Source organism: Hymenobacter baengnokdamensis (assembly GCF_008728635.1).
Classification (GTDB): Bacteria; Bacteroidota; Bacteroidia; order Cytophagales; family Hymenobacteraceae; genus Hymenobacter; species Hymenobacter baengnokdamensis.
The window spans coordinates 3,692,053-3,710,081 of the sequence record NZ_CP044285.1; the positions used below are offsets into that span (position 1 = coordinate 3,692,053).

At 61.2% G+C, this 18,029-nt stretch carries 16 protein-coding genes; 12 read left to right on the forward strand and 4 right to left on the reverse strand.

Going from position 1 to position 18,029, the window contains the following annotated elements; translation table 11 throughout:
• Positions 1–54: 54 nt before the first annotated feature.
• A complete protein-coding gene (locus F6X24_RS15840) occupies positions 55–1,215 on the reverse strand; it encodes a THUMP domain-containing class I SAM-dependent RNA methyltransferase (RefSeq protein ID WP_151088943.1) in 1,161 nt (386 codons plus the stop codon).
• A 64-nt stretch (positions 1,216–1,279) separates the two neighbouring features.
• On the opposite strand from F6X24_RS15840, the gene F6X24_RS15845 reads away from it, so the two are divergent.
• The 4 genes from F6X24_RS15845 (at position 1,280) to F6X24_RS15860 (ending at position 4,130) form a co-directional block, all read left to right on the forward strand.
• On the forward strand, positions 1,280–1,504 hold the full coding sequence (locus tag F6X24_RS15845) for a hypothetical protein (protein WP_151088944.1): 225 nt from the start codon (positions 1,280–1,282) through the stop codon (positions 1,502–1,504).
• Positions 1,485–1,898 carry a putative toxin-antitoxin system toxin component, PIN family gene (locus tag F6X24_RS15850; protein ID WP_151088945.1) on the forward strand — a complete coding sequence of 138 codons (414 nt, stop codon included), beginning with the start codon at positions 1,485–1,487 and terminating at the stop codon, positions 1,896–1,898. Before F6X24_RS15845 ends, F6X24_RS15850 begins: the two co-directional genes overlap by 20 nt.
• Before the next feature lie 213 nt (positions 1,899–2,111).
• Entirely contained in the window at positions 2,112–2,477 is a 366-nt protein-coding gene (locus tag F6X24_RS15855; RefSeq protein ID WP_151088946.1) for an Imm51 family immunity protein, read from the forward strand.
• Positions 2,478–2,732: 255 nt separating this feature from the next.
• Positions 2,733–4,130, forward strand: coding sequence for a sugar MFS transporter (locus tag F6X24_RS15860; RefSeq protein ID WP_151088947.1), 1,398 nt, complete (start codon positions 2,733–2,735; stop codon positions 4,128–4,130).
• Positions 4,131–4,269: 139 nt separating this feature from the next.
• On the opposite strand, the gene treF is transcribed toward F6X24_RS15860, so the two are convergent.
• Positions 4,270–5,823 carry an alpha,alpha-trehalase TreF gene (gene treF, locus F6X24_RS15865; protein ID WP_151088948.1) on the reverse strand — a complete coding sequence of 518 codons (1,554 nt, stop codon included), beginning with the start codon at positions 5,821–5,823 and terminating at the stop codon, positions 4,270–4,272.
• A gap of 156 nt (positions 5,824–5,979) precedes the next feature.
• On the opposite strand from treF, the gene F6X24_RS15870 reads away from it, so the two are divergent.
• The 8 genes from F6X24_RS15870 (at position 5,980) to F6X24_RS15905 (ending at position 14,758) form a co-directional block, all read left to right on the forward strand.
• Positions 5,980–6,534, forward strand: coding sequence for a hypothetical protein (locus F6X24_RS15870; RefSeq protein WP_151088949.1), 555 nt, complete (start codon positions 5,980–5,982; stop codon positions 6,532–6,534).
• Positions 6,535–6,554: 20 nt separating this feature from the next.
• Positions 6,555–7,700, forward strand: a complete 1,146-nt coding sequence (gene murB / locus F6X24_RS15875; RefSeq protein ID WP_317132489.1) for a UDP-N-acetylmuramate dehydrogenase — start codon at positions 6,555–6,557, stop codon at positions 7,698–7,700.
• A 123-nt stretch (positions 7,701–7,823) separates the two neighbouring features.
• Positions 7,824–8,864 carry a hypothetical protein gene (locus F6X24_RS15880; protein WP_151088950.1) on the forward strand — a complete coding sequence of 347 codons (1,041 nt, stop codon included), beginning with the start codon at positions 7,824–7,826 and terminating at the stop codon, positions 8,862–8,864.
• Between the two features lie 151 nt (positions 8,865–9,015).
• Complete coding sequence (locus tag F6X24_RS15885) at positions 9,016–9,588, forward strand: biliverdin-producing heme oxygenase (protein ID WP_151088951.1); 573 nt, start codon at positions 9,016–9,018, stop codon at positions 9,586–9,588.
• A complete protein-coding gene (locus F6X24_RS15890; RefSeq protein WP_151088952.1) occupies positions 9,585–11,888 on the forward strand; it encodes an ATP-binding protein in 2,304 nt (767 codons plus the stop codon). Before F6X24_RS15885 ends, F6X24_RS15890 begins: the two co-directional genes overlap by 4 nt.
• A gap of 12 nt (positions 11,889–11,900) precedes the next feature.
• Positions 11,901–12,347, forward strand: coding sequence for a response regulator (locus F6X24_RS15895; protein ID WP_151088953.1), 447 nt, complete (start codon positions 11,901–11,903; stop codon positions 12,345–12,347).
• Positions 12,348–12,359: 12 nt separating this feature from the next.
• The gene (locus tag F6X24_RS15900) at positions 12,360–13,565 is read left to right on the forward strand and encodes a sensor histidine kinase (protein WP_151088954.1); all 1,206 of its coding nucleotides are present in this window, start codon (positions 12,360–12,362) and stop codon (positions 13,563–13,565) included.
• 50 nt (positions 13,566–13,615) lie between these two features.
• Entirely contained in the window at positions 13,616–14,758 is a 1,143-nt protein-coding gene (locus F6X24_RS15905; protein WP_151088955.1) for a putative sensor domain DACNV-containing protein, read from the forward strand.
• A gap of 104 nt (positions 14,759–14,862) precedes the next feature.
• Here F6X24_RS15905 and F6X24_RS15910 read toward each other — a convergent pair whose 3' ends face one another.
• Positions 14,863–15,282 (reverse strand): hypothetical protein, encoded by a 420-nt coding sequence (locus F6X24_RS15910; protein WP_151088956.1) that lies wholly within the window; start codon positions 15,280–15,282, stop codon positions 14,863–14,865.
• Between the two features lie 241 nt (positions 15,283–15,523).
• Positions 15,524–17,962, reverse strand: coding sequence for an endonuclease MutS2 (locus tag F6X24_RS15915; protein WP_151088957.1), 2,439 nt, complete (start codon positions 17,960–17,962; stop codon positions 15,524–15,526).
• Positions 17,963–18,029 lie beyond the last annotated feature (67 nt).

The following is an 18,029-nucleotide window of genomic DNA, read 5'->3' on the forward strand; positions in this document are numbered from 1 at the left end:
AATAACAATTGGCTAAGCGAAGTTCCAAAATTTTTAGCCAAGCTGGCCGGCACGCTAGCCAGCCACTGGTGGCCGCCGCGACCCCCGGTACAGCTCATATTTCAGCAGCCGGCAGTCAATCGGCCCATTAAACAGCGGGATGCGCCGCGACACCTTCAGGCCGATACTCTTGGCCGCTTCGAGATTACCCGTAAAAATGAACGCCTCGTAGCCCTGAAAATTCGTTTTCAGCGCGTCGCCAATGGTCTTGTAGAGGGCAGCCATCTGCGCCTCCTCCCCTATCCGCTCGCCGTAGGGCGGGTTGGTGATAACCAGGCCGGGCGCCTGCCCCTGGGGCGGCTGGGCGTCGCGCACATCGCGCACCGACAGGCGGATGCACTCGTCGAGGCCGGCAGCCTCAATATTTGCGGCGGCCTGGTCTATTACCCGCGGGTCGAGGTCGGAGCCGGCCAGGTAGGCCTGCGGCTCCTCCAGGCGCTGGGCTTCGGCTGCGGCGCGTACCTCCGCCCAGAGCCCGGCGTCGAAATCAGGCCAGTTTTCGAAGCCGAATTTACCCTGGTGAAACAGACCCGGCGCGATGCGCTGGGCCAGCAGGCCCGCCTCGGTGAGAATGGTAGCCGAGCCGCACATAGGGTCGATGAGGGTACTCTTTCTGTCCCAGCCGCTGAGCAGGATGAGTCCTGCCGCCAGCACTTCATTGAGCGGGGCTTCGTTGGTGCCCCGGCGGTAGCCGCGGCGGTGCAGCGAGTCGCCGGCCGCGTCGAGGCTCAGGATAACGTCGTTTTCGAGCATGCGCAAGTGAATGCGGATGTCGGGATTTTTGGTGTCGATACTAGGGCGCTCCCCGGTGCGCTCGCGGAACTGGTCCACAATGGCGTCTTTGGTGAGCTGAGCCACGTACAGCGAGTGCTCGAAGCTCGACTTATTAACCACGGCCGTGATGGCGAACGTTTGGCCGGCGGCTATATAGCGGCTCCAGTCTATTCGATACACCTCGTCGTAAAGGGCGCGCTCGTCGCGGGCGTAGAAATCGGCGAAGGGGCGCAGCAGGCGCATGGCGGTGCGGCTCCAGAGAATAGTGTTGTAGAGCAGCTTTTTGTCGCCCGTGAATTCGACGGCGCGGCTGCCGACGTGGTCGATGGTAGCGCCGAGCTGGCTCAATTCTTCAGCTAAGACTTCTTCGAGGCCAAACTGGGTGGTGGCGGTAAGGTACATGGGGCAAAGGTCGGGACTGGCGGTGGCGCTATCTTGCAAGTAATTAAAAAACCTAGCATTCCCTATGACGATGTACCAGGTAAATATCTTGAACCCTAAGGCCACTAAGCTTCTGCAAGACCTTGCTGACCTGGAACTTATCACACTGGCCGAGATTCCAGCCGACCCTTTTCAGGCAGCCATTGATGGCTTGCGCCAGCGGGCCGCCGCTGCGCCGCCTATCCTAACCGATATTTCCAAAGAAATAGAAACCGTAAGAGCGAAGCGCTATGCCCGCCGAAAAGCATAGGCTTATTCTCGATACCAATCTCTGGATTAGCTTTTTGCTAACCAGCAACTACGCCCGGCTCGACCGGCTGCTTGCCGATGCCCACGCCTCGCTACTATTCAGCCAGGAACTGTTCAGCGAGTTTATCACCGTAGCAAACCGGCCCAAATTCAAGAAGTATTTTTCGCCCGCCGACCTGCAAGCCCTTTTATTCGCGGTGCGGCCGAAGGCGGAAATCATTGAAGTTACCTCCTTGGTAAGCTTGTGCCGCGACCCAAAAGACAATTTTTTACTCGCTTTGGCTCTTGATGGCAACGCTACGCACTTACTAACCGGCGACCAGGACTTGTTGGTTTTGGAAAAAGTAGGGGTTACACAAATTATAACATTGACCGAATATATTACTGCCTTGTAAGCTACAAACAATTAATTACTATGAATCAGGAAAAGCAGCCTGAGTTACGGGATAAAATCCTAACCGGCTTAGAAATAGCCTACGAACGCATGTTGGAATTTAAGCGGCAGAAAAATAGCGAGGTAGTGGTAACACAGAAGGGGGGAAATTTTGAGACTAAATTCTTAGTTTTTACATAATTATCGATAAATTTAACAGTAAATTAAAATACTCATGAAAACTTACATCACTAAATTCGCAGACGCTGATTCAGACACTATTTCTATTTACTTTTCCTGTGAGCAGGATAATATTATGGCTATTGGCGATAAGATGAATGGGCTTAATGAAATGGCGTACATGAATGGATACAATTGGGGTGCATTTTTTGCAGCCTATTTAAAAGTTCATGAGCCCGCTCTTCTAGTAGATTTAGAGTCTGACCCAGAAGCAGGTGGATATGTAGCATATTACCCTCAAAACTCGGCTAACTCTGTCAAAGCAGATAAATTTATTGCTATTATTGAGCATCTGATAGAAAATCAGGATGAGCTATATGAATTTCTCACTGAAAATTCAAATGAGATAGAATGGGATTAGGTAGCCAACCTCAACTGGCGCGAGTTTAGCGCAGCGTAACTCGTGCCGATTTTTCGGGGGTGGCTGTGCCTCCCATAGAATATGCTGCTGGAACGACCCTGGCGGCGCGGTTCTGCCTTGCCGCTGGTGCGGCAGTGGAGGTACAACCTCCACGTTATAAAAGGCACGAGTTACGGCTTCGCCTAAACTCGCGCCAGCGTTGTCGCTTCTTCGGCCGGCCCTGGTGGCCGGCTTTTTTTGTACCTTCCGGCCCGTATGGCTACTACTGTTACTACCGCGCGCGGCGCTGCTACCGATACCATTACCCGCTCCTACGCCGGGCCGATGGTGCTCATGACCCTGCTGTTTCTGCTGTTCGGAGCCGTGACCAATTTCAACGACGTGCTCATGCCCTACCTCAAGGACGTGTGCCAGCTCACGGATTTGCAGTCGTCGGCGGTGCAGTCGGCGTTTTTTGGGGCGTATTTTCTGATGTCACTGCCGGCGGGCCGGCTGCTCGAAAAGCTGGGCTACCAGCGCGGCATCGTGGTGGGGCTGCTCGTGATGGCGGGCGGGGCACTGCTGTTTGTGCCGGCGGCCAATACGCGGGCGTTTCCGCTGTTTCTGACGGCGCTGGCGGTGCTGGGGGCGGGCATTACGCTGCTGCAGGTGGCGGCTAATCCCTACGTGAGCGTGCTGGGGCCGGCGCGGCGGGCGGCCTCGCGGGTGAGCATCGTGGGCGTAGCCAATAACTTTGGCGGGGCCATCTCGCCGCTGGTGGGCGGGCTGCTGCTCTTTGGCGGCTCGGTGGCCCTGAAGGCGCAGCTGGCGGCGCTGCCCACGGCGCAGCGCCTCAGCCAGGAAGCGCAGCTGGTGAAGGCGCCCTACCTGGGCCTGGCAGGATTTCTGGCGGTGCTGGCGGGCATATTCTTTATGCTGCGCCTGCCCGACATCGATGCCCTGCCCGAAGAAGAACTACTGGAGCACCAGTCGGTAGCGGCCGGCCGCCGCTCGGCGCTCGACTACCGCCACCTGGTGCTGGGCATCGGGGCCATTTTCGTGTACGTGGGCGTGGAAGTGGGGCTAGGGTCGTTTCTCATTCGCTACGGCGAGAGCCAGGGTATTCGGGCACTCTCGCCCTTCACCCAACGCCTGGTGCAGGGGCTGAACGTGGTGACCAACTTCGCGGGCGAATTATTCGGCCAGCGCCCCTCACCCATTGACACTACGGCCGGCTTTACCATGGCCGTGGGCGCAGTGCTGGTGGCCTCGTACTGGTTTGGCTCGCTGGTGGGGCGCGTGGTGGGTATTCCGCTGCTGCTGCGCTTCCACAACCGGGTGTTGCTGGTGGCGGTGTGCGCGGCCGGCGTAGCGCTAGTAGGCGCCTCCGTCATGAGCCAGGGCGAAACCGCGCTGTGGCTCATCGTGCTCTGCGGGCTGATGAACTCGATTATGTGGCCGGTTATCTTCCCGCTGGCTATCACCGGACTGGGGCCATTCACCAAGCAAGGCTCGTCGTACCTGATAATGGCCATCGTGGGCGGGGCGCTCATTCCGCCGCTCATGGGCTTTATCTCAACGCACGGCGGCGGCCTGCGGGTGGCCTTTGCCATCCCCGCGCTCTGCTACGCCTATCTGCTCTACTACGCCCTGAGCGGCTACCGGGTAAGGTAGCTTGATTAGGAATGTGGGAAATGTGGGGAATGTGAAGATGTGGAAGATGTGTGAAATATTAAATATTTAATAATGTTAGAATTATTCCGAGACTAAATTCTTATCTCCCCATTCCCACATTTTCACATTTCCCACATTCTTACTTCTCATTCATCAAGGTGAGGAGTACGCCGTTGGTCCAGCCGAAGCCGTCCTGGAGTGGGTATTCGCCGCCGCCGGCCAGCGCCTGCGGGTTTTCCACGTTGTATTTCTCCAGCAGCTTACCAGTTTGGGTGAAGACGCGCGCGTTGAGGCGCACCCAGCGGTGGGCCACGGTATCGGCCAGGGTCGTTTGCTGATAGCGGCGCAACCCTTTGATGGCCAGGTATTCGAGCGGAGCCCAGGCGTTGGGCGCATCCCACTGCTGGCCGCTGTGCACGGTCGTCGTGAGCAGGCCGCCGGGGCGCAGAAACTCGCTTTGCAGGCGCTGGGCCGCCTGCCGGGCCTGCGGGGCCGTGGCCACGCCAAAGGCCAGCGGGAAAACGCCGGCCAGCGTGCGCGGGGCGGCCGGGCGGCGCGCCGTCAGGTCGTAATCGACGTAAAAGCCGGCCGTCGCATCCCAGCAGTAGCGCCGGATGGCCGCCGCGCGGGCCAGCGCGGCGCGGCGCAGCTTCGGCGCCTGGGCCGAATCGCCGGCCTGGGCGGCGCTTTTGGCCAGGGTCTGCTCCAGGGTCAGCAGCAGGCAGTTCAAATCGACAGGCACGAGGCTGGTAGTGCGAATACTGGCCAACCCCTGGCCCGGCTCAAACCAGCGGGTGCTGAAATCCCAGCCCGAAGCAGCGGCGGCGCGCACGTTGCGATAAAACTCCGGGGCAGACTGCTTGCTGAGTTTAGCGGCCGCCACGTCTTCGCGGTACGACTCTTCGCGGGGCTGGTCGCTGTCGTCCCAGTAGCGGCTCAGGGTTTCGCCGCCGGGCAGGCGCACCACGCGGCCGGCCGCGTGGCCGGGCTTTAGGGTGGGGGTCCCGGCCGTCCAGTAGGCGTATTCTTTCAGCAGCTGGGGCCGGAACTCGGTGTAGGCGCGGCTGCGGGGGCCTTCAGCCTGGGCCAGCAGCTGCACCATCAGGGCAAAAAACGGCGGCTGCGAGCGCGTGAGGTAGTACGTGCGCGTGCCATTCGGAATGTGGCCGTAGTGGTCGAGCAGGTAGGCAAAGTTGGCGACCATGTCGCGCAGCAGCGCGGTGCGGCCGGCCTCGCGCAGGCCCAGCATCGTGAAGTAGGAGTCCCAGTAATACAGCTCGCGGAAGCGGCCGCCCGGCACTACGTAGGGGCGCGGCAGCGGCAGCAGCGACGAGTAGGGCACGGCCGCCGGCTGGGCGGGGCGGCGCAGTACCGTCCAGAGCGTATCGAGGTGAGCCCGCAGGCCGGCGCTTACGTTGCTGTGATACGCCGAAACGGGCTCGGCAGGCGGCAGAAAATAGTCTTTTATGAATATACGCAGGTCGAATCCCGGCTGGCGGCGCTGCTGCGCGTAGGCTGCCAGCACCTCGGTGGGCGGCACCGTGGGCAGCGCATCGACGAACGTCTTGCTATCGGCATACACGCCGCTTAGCTGCACGGCCTCAAACAAGCCAGGGTAAAGCTGGCGCGGCGTGGGCTGGGCCTGGCCGGCAAGCGCCAGCAGCAGGCAGCCGCTCAGAAACACGTTTTTCATAGGCTGGCTCCTACGTACGAAAAGTACCGGGCCGTAGCCCAACGCCAGAACTAACTTTGTGTAGCAGGCACACGTTATGCCCCAGCAAGGCGCTACCAGCCACCCGGCTTGCCTTTGCCCTTTTTGCCAACACTTGGCTGCTAATCAGACTTTCTCATGAAAAATATAGCGCTCAAAAAGACCTGGCTTTTAGCTCTTTTAGCCGGGCTGCTCATCGCCGGCGGGAGCTGCCAGAAAATTGCCGACCTGCTCAATTTTACTATCAGCGACTCAACTAACTTCACTATTCCGGCTACTGGTATCCTGACCGGCACGGCGCTCAATCTGCCCGGCATCCCGGTCAGCTCCAATTCGTCGAGTACCTACGCGGGCAATAACACCACCGCCAGCCTGGTGCAGAACGTCACCCTCGACAAGCTCTCGCTGACTACCGTAGACCCGGCCAGCCAGAACTTCGACTTCCTCAAAAGCATCAGCCTCTACATTGCTTCCGACGCTTCGGGCAGCGACAAAGTGCTGCTGGCCTCGCTCGACCCCGTGCCCACGGGCCAGACGACCATCAATCTCACACCCGGCGGCACCAAGCTCGATAAGTACCTGAGCACCGGCAACTACACCCTCTTTACCAGCGCCGTGCTGGCCAAGGCCCTGCCCCAGGATACCAAGGTGCGCGCCGACTCGCAGTTCAACGTGCAGGCCAACGTGAAGTAGGAAAACATATTATTTTACGTATGTATAAAGCCGGCGCCACGCCGGCTTTTTTGTGGGTGCGCGGCGCGGCGGTTGGCCTCACAGGCGCGCAGAGTCAGCGCGGCGTTCCGACCTTTGCGGCCATGCAGCTTGAAGAAAACGTTTCGCTTCGCCCGTATAACACCTTCGGCCTCGACGTGCAGGCCCGCTACTTCGCCCGCTTCTCGTCGGTAGACGAGCTGCGCCAGCTGCTGGCCCGGCCCGAGGTTCAGGCCGGCCCGCTGCTGATTCTGGGCGGCGGCTCCAACCTGCTGCTGACGCAGAATTTTGGCGGCGTGGTGCTAAAAAACGAGATTAAGGGCCTCGAAATACTTGGTGAAGAGGCCGATACGCACACCGCCCTGCTGCGCGCCGGCGCCGGCGAAAGCTGGCACGGGCTGGTCGGCTACGCGCTCGACCAGGAGCTGAGCGGCATCGAGAACCTGTCGCTGATTCCGGGCACGGTGGGCGCGGCTCCGCTCCAGAATATCGGCGCCTACGGCGTGGAGCTGCAAGACACCTTCGAGCGCCTCGAAGCCGTGGCCGTCGGCACCGGGCAGCTGCGCGTGTTTGGCAAGGAAGAATGCGGCTTCGGCTACCGCGAAAGCGTATTTAAAGGGCCGCTGAAAGGCCAGTTTGTGGTAACGGCGGTGGTGCTGCGGCTGCACCGCGCCAGCGCCCGGCGGCCGGTCAATGTCAACTACGGCGCCATTCGCGAAACGCTGGCCGAGCTGGGCATCGAGGCCGAGCCCACCCCGCGCGACGTGAGCGAGGCCGTGGTGCACATCCGTCGCACCAAGCTGCCCGACCCCGCCGAAATCGGCAATGCGGGCTCCTTTTTCAAAAACCCCGAGGTATCGCAGGCCCGGTTCGACGAGCTGCGGGCGCGCTACCCCGCCTTGCCCGGCTACCCGGTGCCGGGCGGCGTGAAGGTACCCGCCGGCTGGCTTATCGAGCAAGCGGGCTTCAAGGGCCTGCGGCGCGGGCCGGGCGCGGGGACCCACGGCGTGCACGACCGCCAGGCGCTGGTGCTCGTCAACCACGGCGGGGCCACCGGCCAGGAGCTGCGCGAGCTGGCCGAGGAAGTTATCCGGGCCGTGCGCACGCAGTTCGGCATCGAATTACAGCCCGAAGTTAATATACTGTGACACAATATATTAATTATTTTCTTGCTGACCTTTACGCAGACTTAACCCGGCGCTAAGGCAAGCCAACTGGTTTTGGTCGTTATTTTGGGGCGCCTACTGCCCCGCTCACGTCCTTTTCTGCCTATGCTCCTTTATACTACGCTGCTGGCCGCCAGCCTGGTGGGCCCGCTCCAGACCGGCCCCGGCCCGAAATCGAAGTCCAAGCCCAAGCCCGCAACGACCCCGGCGGCCGCGCCGGCCCCGACCACCCCGACTCCGGGCGTGCAGTCGGTGAAGGCCGCGAAGGCGCTGGGCGCGGGCGCCACCGTGACGGTGCGCGGCGTGGTGAGCAACGGCCCCGAGCTGGGGGCGCTGCGCTTTGTGCAGGACGGGGAAACCGGCCTGGCGCTGTACGCCCTGCCGACCCGCGTGCCGGGCTACGACGAGCTGAGGGCCGGCGATAGCGTGCAGGTAACCGGGCAGCTTAAAAACTACAACGGGCTGCTGGAGATGGACCCCATCACGACGGTGCACAAAATCAGCAGTGGCCGGCCGCTGCATCCGCTCAAGGTGCCGGTGAAGCAGGCCGGCAGCGCGTTTGTAGAAGCCAACGAAGGCCGCCTGCTGGAGATAACGGGCGTAACCAAAATCACCAATGCCGGCGGCGCGCCGGTCGAAACCCTGGCGGCCAACTCCAACTTTCTGCTCGATGGCGACAAGAGCGCGCCGTTGCGCGTCACCAACTCCAGCACCGGCCCCACCGGCGTTATCGATGCGGCCGTACCCAAGGGCGAAACCTTCGACGTGCGCGGCGTGCTAAGCCAGTACTCGCCCACCGGCACGGGCGGCTACCAGCTGCTGCCGCGCCTGGCGAGCGACTTCGTGCGCGGCGGCAACCTGCCGCGCATCACGGCCGAGCCGGTGCCGGTAGGCACTACCAACCAGAGCTTTACCCTCGAATACACTACCCTCTACCCCGGCGATACCCGCGTGAAGTACGGCCCTTCGGCCACGGAGCTGACCGAGCAGCGCGTGGAGGAAGACTTCAGTACCAAGCACCGCATTACCATCGATGGCCTGCAGCCCGGCACTACCTACTACGTGCAGGTGAGCTCGCGCAACGCGGCCGGCACGGCTACCGCCGCTCCCGTACCCATCATTACGGGCGGCCGTAAAAAGCGCTAGCTCGGGTGCCGCCATCCGCCCACCTTGTTGCCCCTGCTCATCGGCCGATGAGCAGGGTTTTTAGTTTTTTGACTAGCCAGCACTCCGGCCAGGCTGCTCCTACTCTGCCGTTTCTTAACTAATTTGCAGCTTCTGGCCTACCTTTTTTGTATTGGTTATTCCGTTAGCTCCCCCAACAATTCTGGCCCGCCTGCGCGCCGAAACCCGCCCCTACCACGACGCGATTGAACAGAATGAGTTCAACCAGGCGGTGGCGGCCGGCTCGCCCAGCGTAGCGGCCACTGCCCGGTTTCTGGCTAAGATGTACGGCTTTCTGGTGCCCTACGAAGCGCAGCTGCGCCAGCACGCCGCCGCGCTGGGACCGGCCTGGGAAATACCAGCGCGCCAGCGGGCCCACCTTATCCTGGCTGACCTGCACGTAGCCGCTGCTGAGCTGCCGCTGTGCCCGGCCATGCCGCCGCTGGCCACGCTGCCTCAATTGCTGGGAGCTATGTACGTGGTGGAAGGCTCGACGCTGGGCGGCCAGGTACTGGCCCGGCAGCTGGCCAAGTCAAATATAGATTATACCACATATTTTACCGGCTACGGCGACCAAACCGGCCCGCGCTGGAAAACGTTCTGCCAGCTGCTGGAGGCGGCCGCTACGCCGGCCACGGCGGCGGCCATCGTGCAGTCGGCCAGTGAAACTTTTCAACACTTAGCCAGCTGGCTAACCCGCCCGTGAGCCTACCCGACGAAAGCCTGCTCGACAGCCCGATTACGCTGACCAACTGCGACCGCGAGCCTATTCACATTCCGGGGGCCATTCAGCCCTACGGCTTTATGCTGTGCCTCGACGAGGTGACGCACCGCGTGGCCTACGCCAGCGAAAATACCCAGGCCCTGCTCGGCATCGCGCCCGAAGACCTGCTGGGCGCGGGCCTGACCAGGCTGCTGGCCCCCGAGCCGCTCGCCGGGCTCACCCAGCGCTTCGGCACGCTGACCGAAACCAGGCAGCTGGTTGGCATTCGCCTCGACGAGGTGGCCGGGAAGCCGTTTTTTAAGCTCATCCTGCACCGCTACGACCACCTGCTGTGGCTGGAATTTGAGCCCGTGGTGGAAACGACTTCTGTTCCGCTCGACCTGGCATTTTTGAATAATGCCATGAGCCAGATGCTGGCGGCAGGCTCGGTAGCGGAGTTTTGCCAGCATACCGTGACGCAGGTGCGCGCCCTTACGGGCTTCGACCGGGTTGCCATCTACCGCTTTGAGCCCGACGAGAGCGGCCAGATAATTGCCGAAGACCGGCACCCCGACCTCGCCCCGTGGCTCGGGCTGCACTACCCGGCTTCCGACATTCCGCAGCAGGCACGGGCCATGTACCTCAAAAACTGGCTGCGCTTTATTCCGGATGCCGCGTATGTGCCCGCGCGGCTGGTGCCACTGCGCCCGCCCCGCACCAGCCGCCCGCCCGACATGACCTACGCCGTGCTGCGGAGCGTGTCGCCGATTCATCTCCAGTACCTGCACAACCTGGGCTCGGCGGCCACCATGACGATTTCGCTCATCCAGAACGGGCACCTTTGGGGCATGATAACCTGCCACCACCGCACCCCCTGGCTGGTGAGCTACGAGCTGCGCGACCTGTGCGAGTTTATTGCCAAAACGTTTTCGGCTTTACTCAGCGCCAAGCAGCAGCAGGACGACTACGCCTACCAGCTGCGCATCCGGGAGCGGCAGGTACGCTTGTTTGAGCACGTGTCGAACACGGCCAATTTCGTGGAAGGCCTTTATCGGCAAGCCACTACGCTGCTGGATGTATTTGACTGCGGCGGGGCCGCCGTGTGCTTCGATGGCGAAATAGTTACCGTTGGCACTACGCCCACCCGGCCGCAGATTCAGGGATTACTGGCCTGGCTGCAAGCCAACGTGACGGACGATGTGTTTCAGACCAGCTCGTACGCGGCGCTTAACCCGGACGGGCGGGCGTTTCGGGCAACGGCCAGCGGCTTCATTGCGGCCTCGCTGGCCGAGGCGCCCGGCAATTACCTGCTCTGGTTTCGGCCCGAAGTGGTGCAGACGGTAACCTGGGCCGGCCAGCACGAAAAGCCCCAGACCCTGGCCGATGGCCAGATTTTTTTGTCGCCGCGCCAGTCGTTCGAAGCCTGGAAGCAGCTGGTCGAAAACACGGCTGCGCCCTGGCAGCCCATCGAAATTCAGGCGGCCCAGGAAATCCGGCTGCATATCTCCGACGTGCGCCTGAAGGTTTTCAACGAGCTGCACGACCGCGCCCTGGCCCTGAGCCAGCTCAATACCGAGCTAGAACGCAGCAACGACGAACTCGATTCGTTTGCTTATGTGGCTTCCCACGACCTGAAGGAGCCCCTGCGCGGCATTCACAACTACTCGCTGTTCCTGCTCGAAGACTATGCCGATAAGCTCGACGCCGAAGGCACCGGTAAGCTGCAGACGCTCGTGCGCCTGAGCCAGCGCATGGAAGGCCTGATTGAGGGCTTGCTGCAGCTCTCGCGAGCGGGCCGCCAGGAGCTGGTTATGACGGAAGTGGACATGAATGAGCTGGTGGCCGAAGTACTCGACCTGCTGCAAATTCGCTTCGAGCAGACCCATACGCACGTAACGGTAGAAGGGCCCCTGCCCCCGGTAATGGGCGATGGGGTGCGCTTACAGGAGCTGCTCAACAACTTACTCACCAATGCGATGAAGTATAGCGAACAGCCTATAAAGTCCGTCATTATCGGGGTGGCTGCGGCTGACGCCATCGGGCCTGAGCGGCAGGTTGATTCAGCCAGCTTCCATGTCTTCTACGTACAAGACTTTGGCATTGGAATTGACCCCCGGCATCACGACAAAATATTTAAGCTATTCAAGCGCCTGCATGCGCAGGACAAGTATGGCGGGGGCACCGGGGCGGGCCTGGCCATCGCCAAAAAGATGGTTGAGAAGCATGGAGGCAGCCTTTGGCTTGAATCGGTGCCCGGCCAGGGGTCTACCTTCTACTTCTCGCTTCCCAAGCTCATGTCTTAACTGCAACCAGTCGTGAAAACTACCCTCCTAAAGCCCGTTCTTGTAGTAGAAGACAGTGCCGAAGATTTTACGGCCCTCGGCCGCGCATTTCGGAAAAGCTCGCTGCGAAACCCGGTGCTACGCTGCGAAGACGGCGACCAGGCGCTGCAGTACCTGCTGGGCTATGGCAAAGCCACGGGCTGGCCCGCTACCCTGCCGGCCATTGTGCTGCTCGACCTGAACCTGCCGGGCACCGATGGCCGGGCCGTGCTGGCGGCGCTGAAGCGCGATTCGCGCCTGCAGTCGATTCCGGTTATCATCCTTAGCACGTCGTCCAGCACGCGTGATATTGAGGATTGCTACCTGCTCGGGGCCAACAGCTACCTCACCAAGCCCATTGAGTATACAGCACTGGAAGAGAAAATTCGGTTGATGATTAACTACTGGCTGGGTACTTCCGAATTGCCCCGCTTAAATTAGGCATGCGGTTCGGTGAAGAAGATTCTCTTAATTGATGACAACGAGCACGACCGCCTGATGTACAGGCGGTATCTGGGCAAGCAGCTGGGACACGAGCGGGTAGAAATCGGCGAAGCAGCTTCCGGAGAGGAAGCAGTGGCTGTGTTTAAGCAGCTGAATCCGGACTGCGTGCTGCTGGACTACAACCTGCCCGACACCGATGGCCTCGACTTATTGCGGGAGCTGCAAAAGCTCGCGGCCGCTAACACACTGTGCGTGGTGATGATAACGGGTGGCGGCAACGAGCAGCTGGCCGTGAGCGCCCTCATGGCCGGGGCCCTCGACTACCTCGTGAAGCAGCAGTTTGACGCCGAGCTGCTGGGTAAAACCGTGCGCCACGCCATCGAAAAGAACGAGTGGCGGCAGTACCAGAGCCGCTACCACCACGAGCTACAGGGAGTCAATCAGCAGCTGCGCGAGTCGCTGGATGCGCTGGAAGAAACGCGCCGCGAAATCAGCGCAAAAAATGCGCTGCTTACGGCTGCCAATCAGCAGCTGGCCCGCACCAACGCCGACCTCGACAACTTCGTGTACGCGGCCTCCCACGACCTCAAGCAACCAGTTAACAACCTGTACGGCTTGTTTGAGGAGCTGCGGCGCTCAGCCGATTTTCACGACCCGGCCGCCGCCAAGATGTGGCAGCTGGTCGATGATTCGCTCAGCGTGCTGGCTACCACTATTACCGACCTGGCTACCGTGGTGCAGGTAGAGCGCCAGCCGGCCGAGCTGCCCAAGGAGCTCGTGGCCCTGGCCGACGTAGCGGCCGAAGTGCAGCAAACGCTGCACATTCAACTCCTGAATACTCACGGCGTTATTCAAACCGACTTTGCTGAGCTACCGCTGGTACAGTACGTGCACAGCAACCTGCGCACGATACTGCTCAACCTGGTTGGCAATGCGTTGAAGTACCGCCACCCTGCGCGCGTGCCGCTGGTGCAGATACGCACCCGCTCGCTGGCAGGCGGCCCGGTGCTGGAAGTGCAGGACAATGGCCTGGGCATCGACCTTGAGCAGCACGGTGCGGAGCTGTTTCAGCTTTTCCGGCGGTTTCACCCCGAGGCGGCCGCTGGCACCGGCGTAGGGCTGTTTCTGGTAAACCGCCTGGTTGTTATCCACGGTGGGCACATCGAAGTAGCCAGCGAGCCAGGTTGCGGCACTACCTTCAGCGTGTTTTTATAGGAGTCGCCGTTTCCCAAAGCTGCCGGGATGCATCGGCCACGCTCATCCTCATGCTTTCTGAACCTACTTATCTAGCGGCCCGCATAGTTGCTCCGGCCCTGGCGGTGCATTTTGCCCAGCACTGGGCCGAGGTCGCCCGCCTGGGTTCCGGCATTCAGCCGGCTCCGCCAACGGCATCCCTGCTCGAAGCCCTTATCGACGTGGCTTTTTGGGCCAGCCTACGGCGCGAGGAAGGGCGCCCGCCGCGCATTTCGCTGGCGCTGCTCGACCCCACTGCCGCCAGCCAGCCTCTACTGTTCAGCCACCGGCTACGCCTTACCCCGCAGGTACTTAGCAAGCTGGCGCCGGCAGTAGAGCACCCCGGCATTCACCTCGGAGTCGGCTGCGACGAGGAGGGGCTCTACATCTGGGGCACGGCCAGCCAGGTGCCGCCGGTTTGCTTTGTGCTGGAGGTGGTTGAGCCTGGGCTGCTGGTAGCAAAGCACCGCCGGGCCGACGGCTTCGGCAAGTTTAGCAACGTGGCAGTGTTGCGCGGCGACCAGATACGGATAGTTGACGAAGAAACCCAGGGGCTTGCCGATTATCCGGCGTTGCGGGCCTCGCTGCCGGCCATACCGTGCCGGGCCAGCGAGCCCGGCCGCGCTACGGTAGACGTACTACTGGAGCTGGCCCGCGCCATGCGGGCGCACGGGCGGGGCGGCCTGCTGCTGCTCGTGCCGCCTGGCTCCGCTACCTGGCGCACCTCCGTCGTAGCCCCGCTGGGCTACCCGCTAGCCCCAGCCTACAACTCTATCGCGGCCCTGCTGGCCAGCCCCGACCGCACACCCCGCGACTGGCAACAAAACCTATTGGATGCCATTGAGATAGTGGGCGGCTTTACGGCCGTGGATGGCGCCACCGTACTCACGCGACACTACGAGCTGCTGGCTTTCGGCGCCAAAGTAACGCGCCGCGCCGACAGCACGCCCGTTGAGCAGCTGGTAGTAACCGAGCCCGTGATAGGCCGGAGCGCAGCGCTTGTGCACCCGGCCAAAAACGGGGGCACCCGTCACCTGGCCGCCGCCCAGTTTGTGCACGACCAACACGAAGCCGTGGCGCTGGTAGCCTCGCAGGATGGCAATTTTACCGTTTTTTCGTGGTCAGAAAACATGCAGCTGGTTCATGCGCACCGCATCGACGTGCTCCTCCTCTGATTCTTGGATTTTTACTTAAGCGCGAATAACTCAATCGCCCTGAGCTGCCACCCGTCAGCTTCTTATAAGCGGCTAACGACCAGTTTACTTACTGCGCAGCTGCGCTAGCTAGACTGCATCAGCAGCCAGCTGATGGCCGTTTCCTCCCTGTCGAACGAGCGGTAGCGCAGGGGCAGCTCCGGCGTACTGGTGGTAATATAGGACGTAGCCAGCCGGGTCAGCAGGTTGCTGGCCACTACCACTGCGCCAAAGCGATAGTGGCTCTCCTTCACGGCATTGGGTAGCCACACCGTGCTTATCCACTGCTGCTCCTGAGGCGTGAAAGGCCGCATAGACAACTGATTCACTAATATCCGCTCCCAGCCGTAACGCTGCAATGCGGCGGCGGCGGTTGTAAACATTGCGCAGGTGTCGTCAAACGCCCGAGGATGCTTGCTCCAGCTAAGACGCAAAAAGCCAGCCGGGTCGGCAATAACCTGCCCGGCCATATTATGAAGCAGCAGCGCTGAAGTAGAAGTTGACACGCAAGGCAGTAATATGTCAGAACAAAATAATCAATCCGTTAGCAAGAAATACAAGTAAAAGCTGCTGCTTTATCAAGAATCTTTTTAGCAGGCCGGCAGAGGAGGACAACCTGCCACAAACCTACCACGCAGCTTTACTTCTTGGTTAGCTGTACCTCGATAGCAAGTTATAAAATATATTTATAATATATAATAATTTTACAATAATACAAGCCTGATTCCGCCTGCTCATCAGCAGCTACTACTTGAGCACGGCCAGCGTTACGCCATCGCCGCCGCGGTCGGCGTGCTCATCGCCCACGCTGGCCACGGCGCGGGTTTGGCGCAGGTAGTCGCGGGCTACCTGGCGCAGCACGCCGTTGCCACGCCCGTGCAGAATTTTTATTTCCGGAATGCCAAACATCACCGCATCATCCACAAACGACATGAGCTTGGTGAGCGCGTCTTCGGCCCGCTCGCCGCGCAGGTCGAGCGTGGGGCTGAAGCCGGCCATGCGGCCCGTGAGGTCGAGGCTTTGGCCGCTGTAGTTGGCGGCCGCCGTCTTGCGGGCGGCGGCTTCGCGCTCGCGCACTTCAGTACGGCTCAGCTTTTCGAGCTGCGCCACTTTCACCAGCGTTTTCAGGCCGCCAAAGAGCACTTCGGCAGTTTTGCCCTTCACGCTTACGACCTCGCCGTGGCCGTCCTGACCCAGAATGGCCACGCGGTCGCCGGCTTGCAGCCCGCTAGTCTCGGCCAGCTCGCGGGTGGGCCGGGCTTTGGGCGGCTCTATTTGCAGCTCCTTGCGCACGAAGGTGTCGAGCTTCTCGCGGGCCTGCTTGGTGGTTTCCTTGTCGGCCTGCGAGCGGCGGATTTCGCCAATGGTGGCCTCAATCTGCTGATTGGTATCCTTGAGCAGCTTCTTGGCCTGCTGCTTGGCGTCGCGCAGGGTTTCGTTGCGGGTTTCTTCGAGGTGCTGCTTCAGCTCCTGGTATTCCTGGGCGGCGCGCTTGAGGCGGCCTTGCTGCTTTTCAGTGTCGCGCAGCTTAGTTTCGAGCTCGGTCTTATCCTTTTCGAGGCCTTCGAGCAGGCGGTCGTAGCGGATTTTGTCTTTCCCCACCAGCTGCGAGGCGCGCTCGACGAGCTGCCGGGGCAGGCCAATCTTGCGGGCAATCTCGATGGCAAACGATGAGCCCGGCTTGCCGATTTCGAGGCGATAGAGCGGCTGCAGGCGCTCGGGGTCGTAGCGCATGGCCCCGTTCACGAGGCCTGGCGTGCGCTCGGCGAAGTTCTTGAGGTTGGTGTAGTGCGTCGTGATTACCCCAAAAGCGCGGGCCTGGTTGAGCTGCTCCAGCACGGCTTCGGCAATGGCGCCGCCCAGGCTGGGCTCGGTGCCGGTGCCAAACTCGTCAATCAGCACCAGACTTTTTTTGTTGGCCACGGTCACGAACTGCTTCATGGCCAGCAGGTGCGACGAGTAAGTCGAAAGGTCATTTTCGAGGCTTTGCTCATCGCCGATATCCAGCAGAATATCCTCAAACATGCCGGCTTCGGAATAGTCATCGCACGGAATAAGCAACCCGCACTGCAGCATGTACTGCACCAGCCCCACCGTTTTGAGCGACACCGACTTGCCGCCCGCGTTGGGGCCCGAGATAACGAGAATCCGCTTTTCGGGCGTCAGCTCAATGTCGAGCGGCACCACTTCGCGCTGCTCGGCGTCTTTGCCGGCCGCTTTGTTTTGCTCTTTAAAGGTGAGGGCCAGCACCGGGTGGCGCACGCCGCGCCAGCGCAGCAGCGGCCGGCTGCTCAGTTCGGGCAGCTGGGCGTCCAGCTCGCGGGCCAGCCGGGCTTTGGCCCGAATAAAATCGAGCAGCCCGAGGTAGCCATAGGCCTTGCGCAGGTCGGGCAGGTGGGGCCGCAGCTGGTCGGTGAGGCTGGTGAGAATGCGAATCAGCTCGCGCTGATAGGCATTTTCCAGGTCCTTGATATCGTTGTTCAGCTCAAATACTTCGGAAGGCTCAATAAACACGGTCTGCCCCGATGCGCTTTCATCGTGAATCAGGCCGCGCACCCGGCGCTTGTGCTCGGCAATGACGGGCAGCACCAGGCGCCCACCCCGAATGGTGGGCTCGGCATCGCCCGGAATCCAGCCTTCGCTTTTGGCGTGGCGCAGCACGCTGGCAATCTGCTTGCGCAGCTGGCCCTGGCGCTGAATCAGCTCCTGGCGCACCTGGCGCAGCAGCGGCGAGGCATCGTCGCGCACCTGGCCTTCGTCATCTACTACTTTATCCATGGCGGCCAGCAGGTTGCGGTCGGCCTGAATGCCAATGCCCAGCAGGCGCAGGTTGGGGTACAGGTTTTCGGGGGCGTGGGTAAAGAAAGTAAGCGCGGCCCGAATGGTGCGCAGGCTCATCTTCACCTCAAAAAACGCCGCTACGTCGAGGTAAGCGCCCGGCAGCGAGGCCCGCTTGAGGTGCACCGTCACGTCGTGGTAGTGCGCCCCCGGAAACTCTGAGCCGCCGGCCAGCAGCTGCCGAAACTCGTCGGTCTGGGCCAGCAGCTTGCTCAGCTGCTCGTGGTTGGTATTAAACTGCATCTTGGCCACGTACTGCCGGCCCAGGGCCGAAAGGCAGAGCTGCTCCAGCAGCTCGCGCAGGGTGGCGAAGCCGATTTTGGCTTCAAAGTTCTGGGGTACTAACAAATCGACTACGGGCGGGGAATCTGACTAACTGGCCGCAAAGGTAAAACAGCAATGAGGGCGGGAAGAT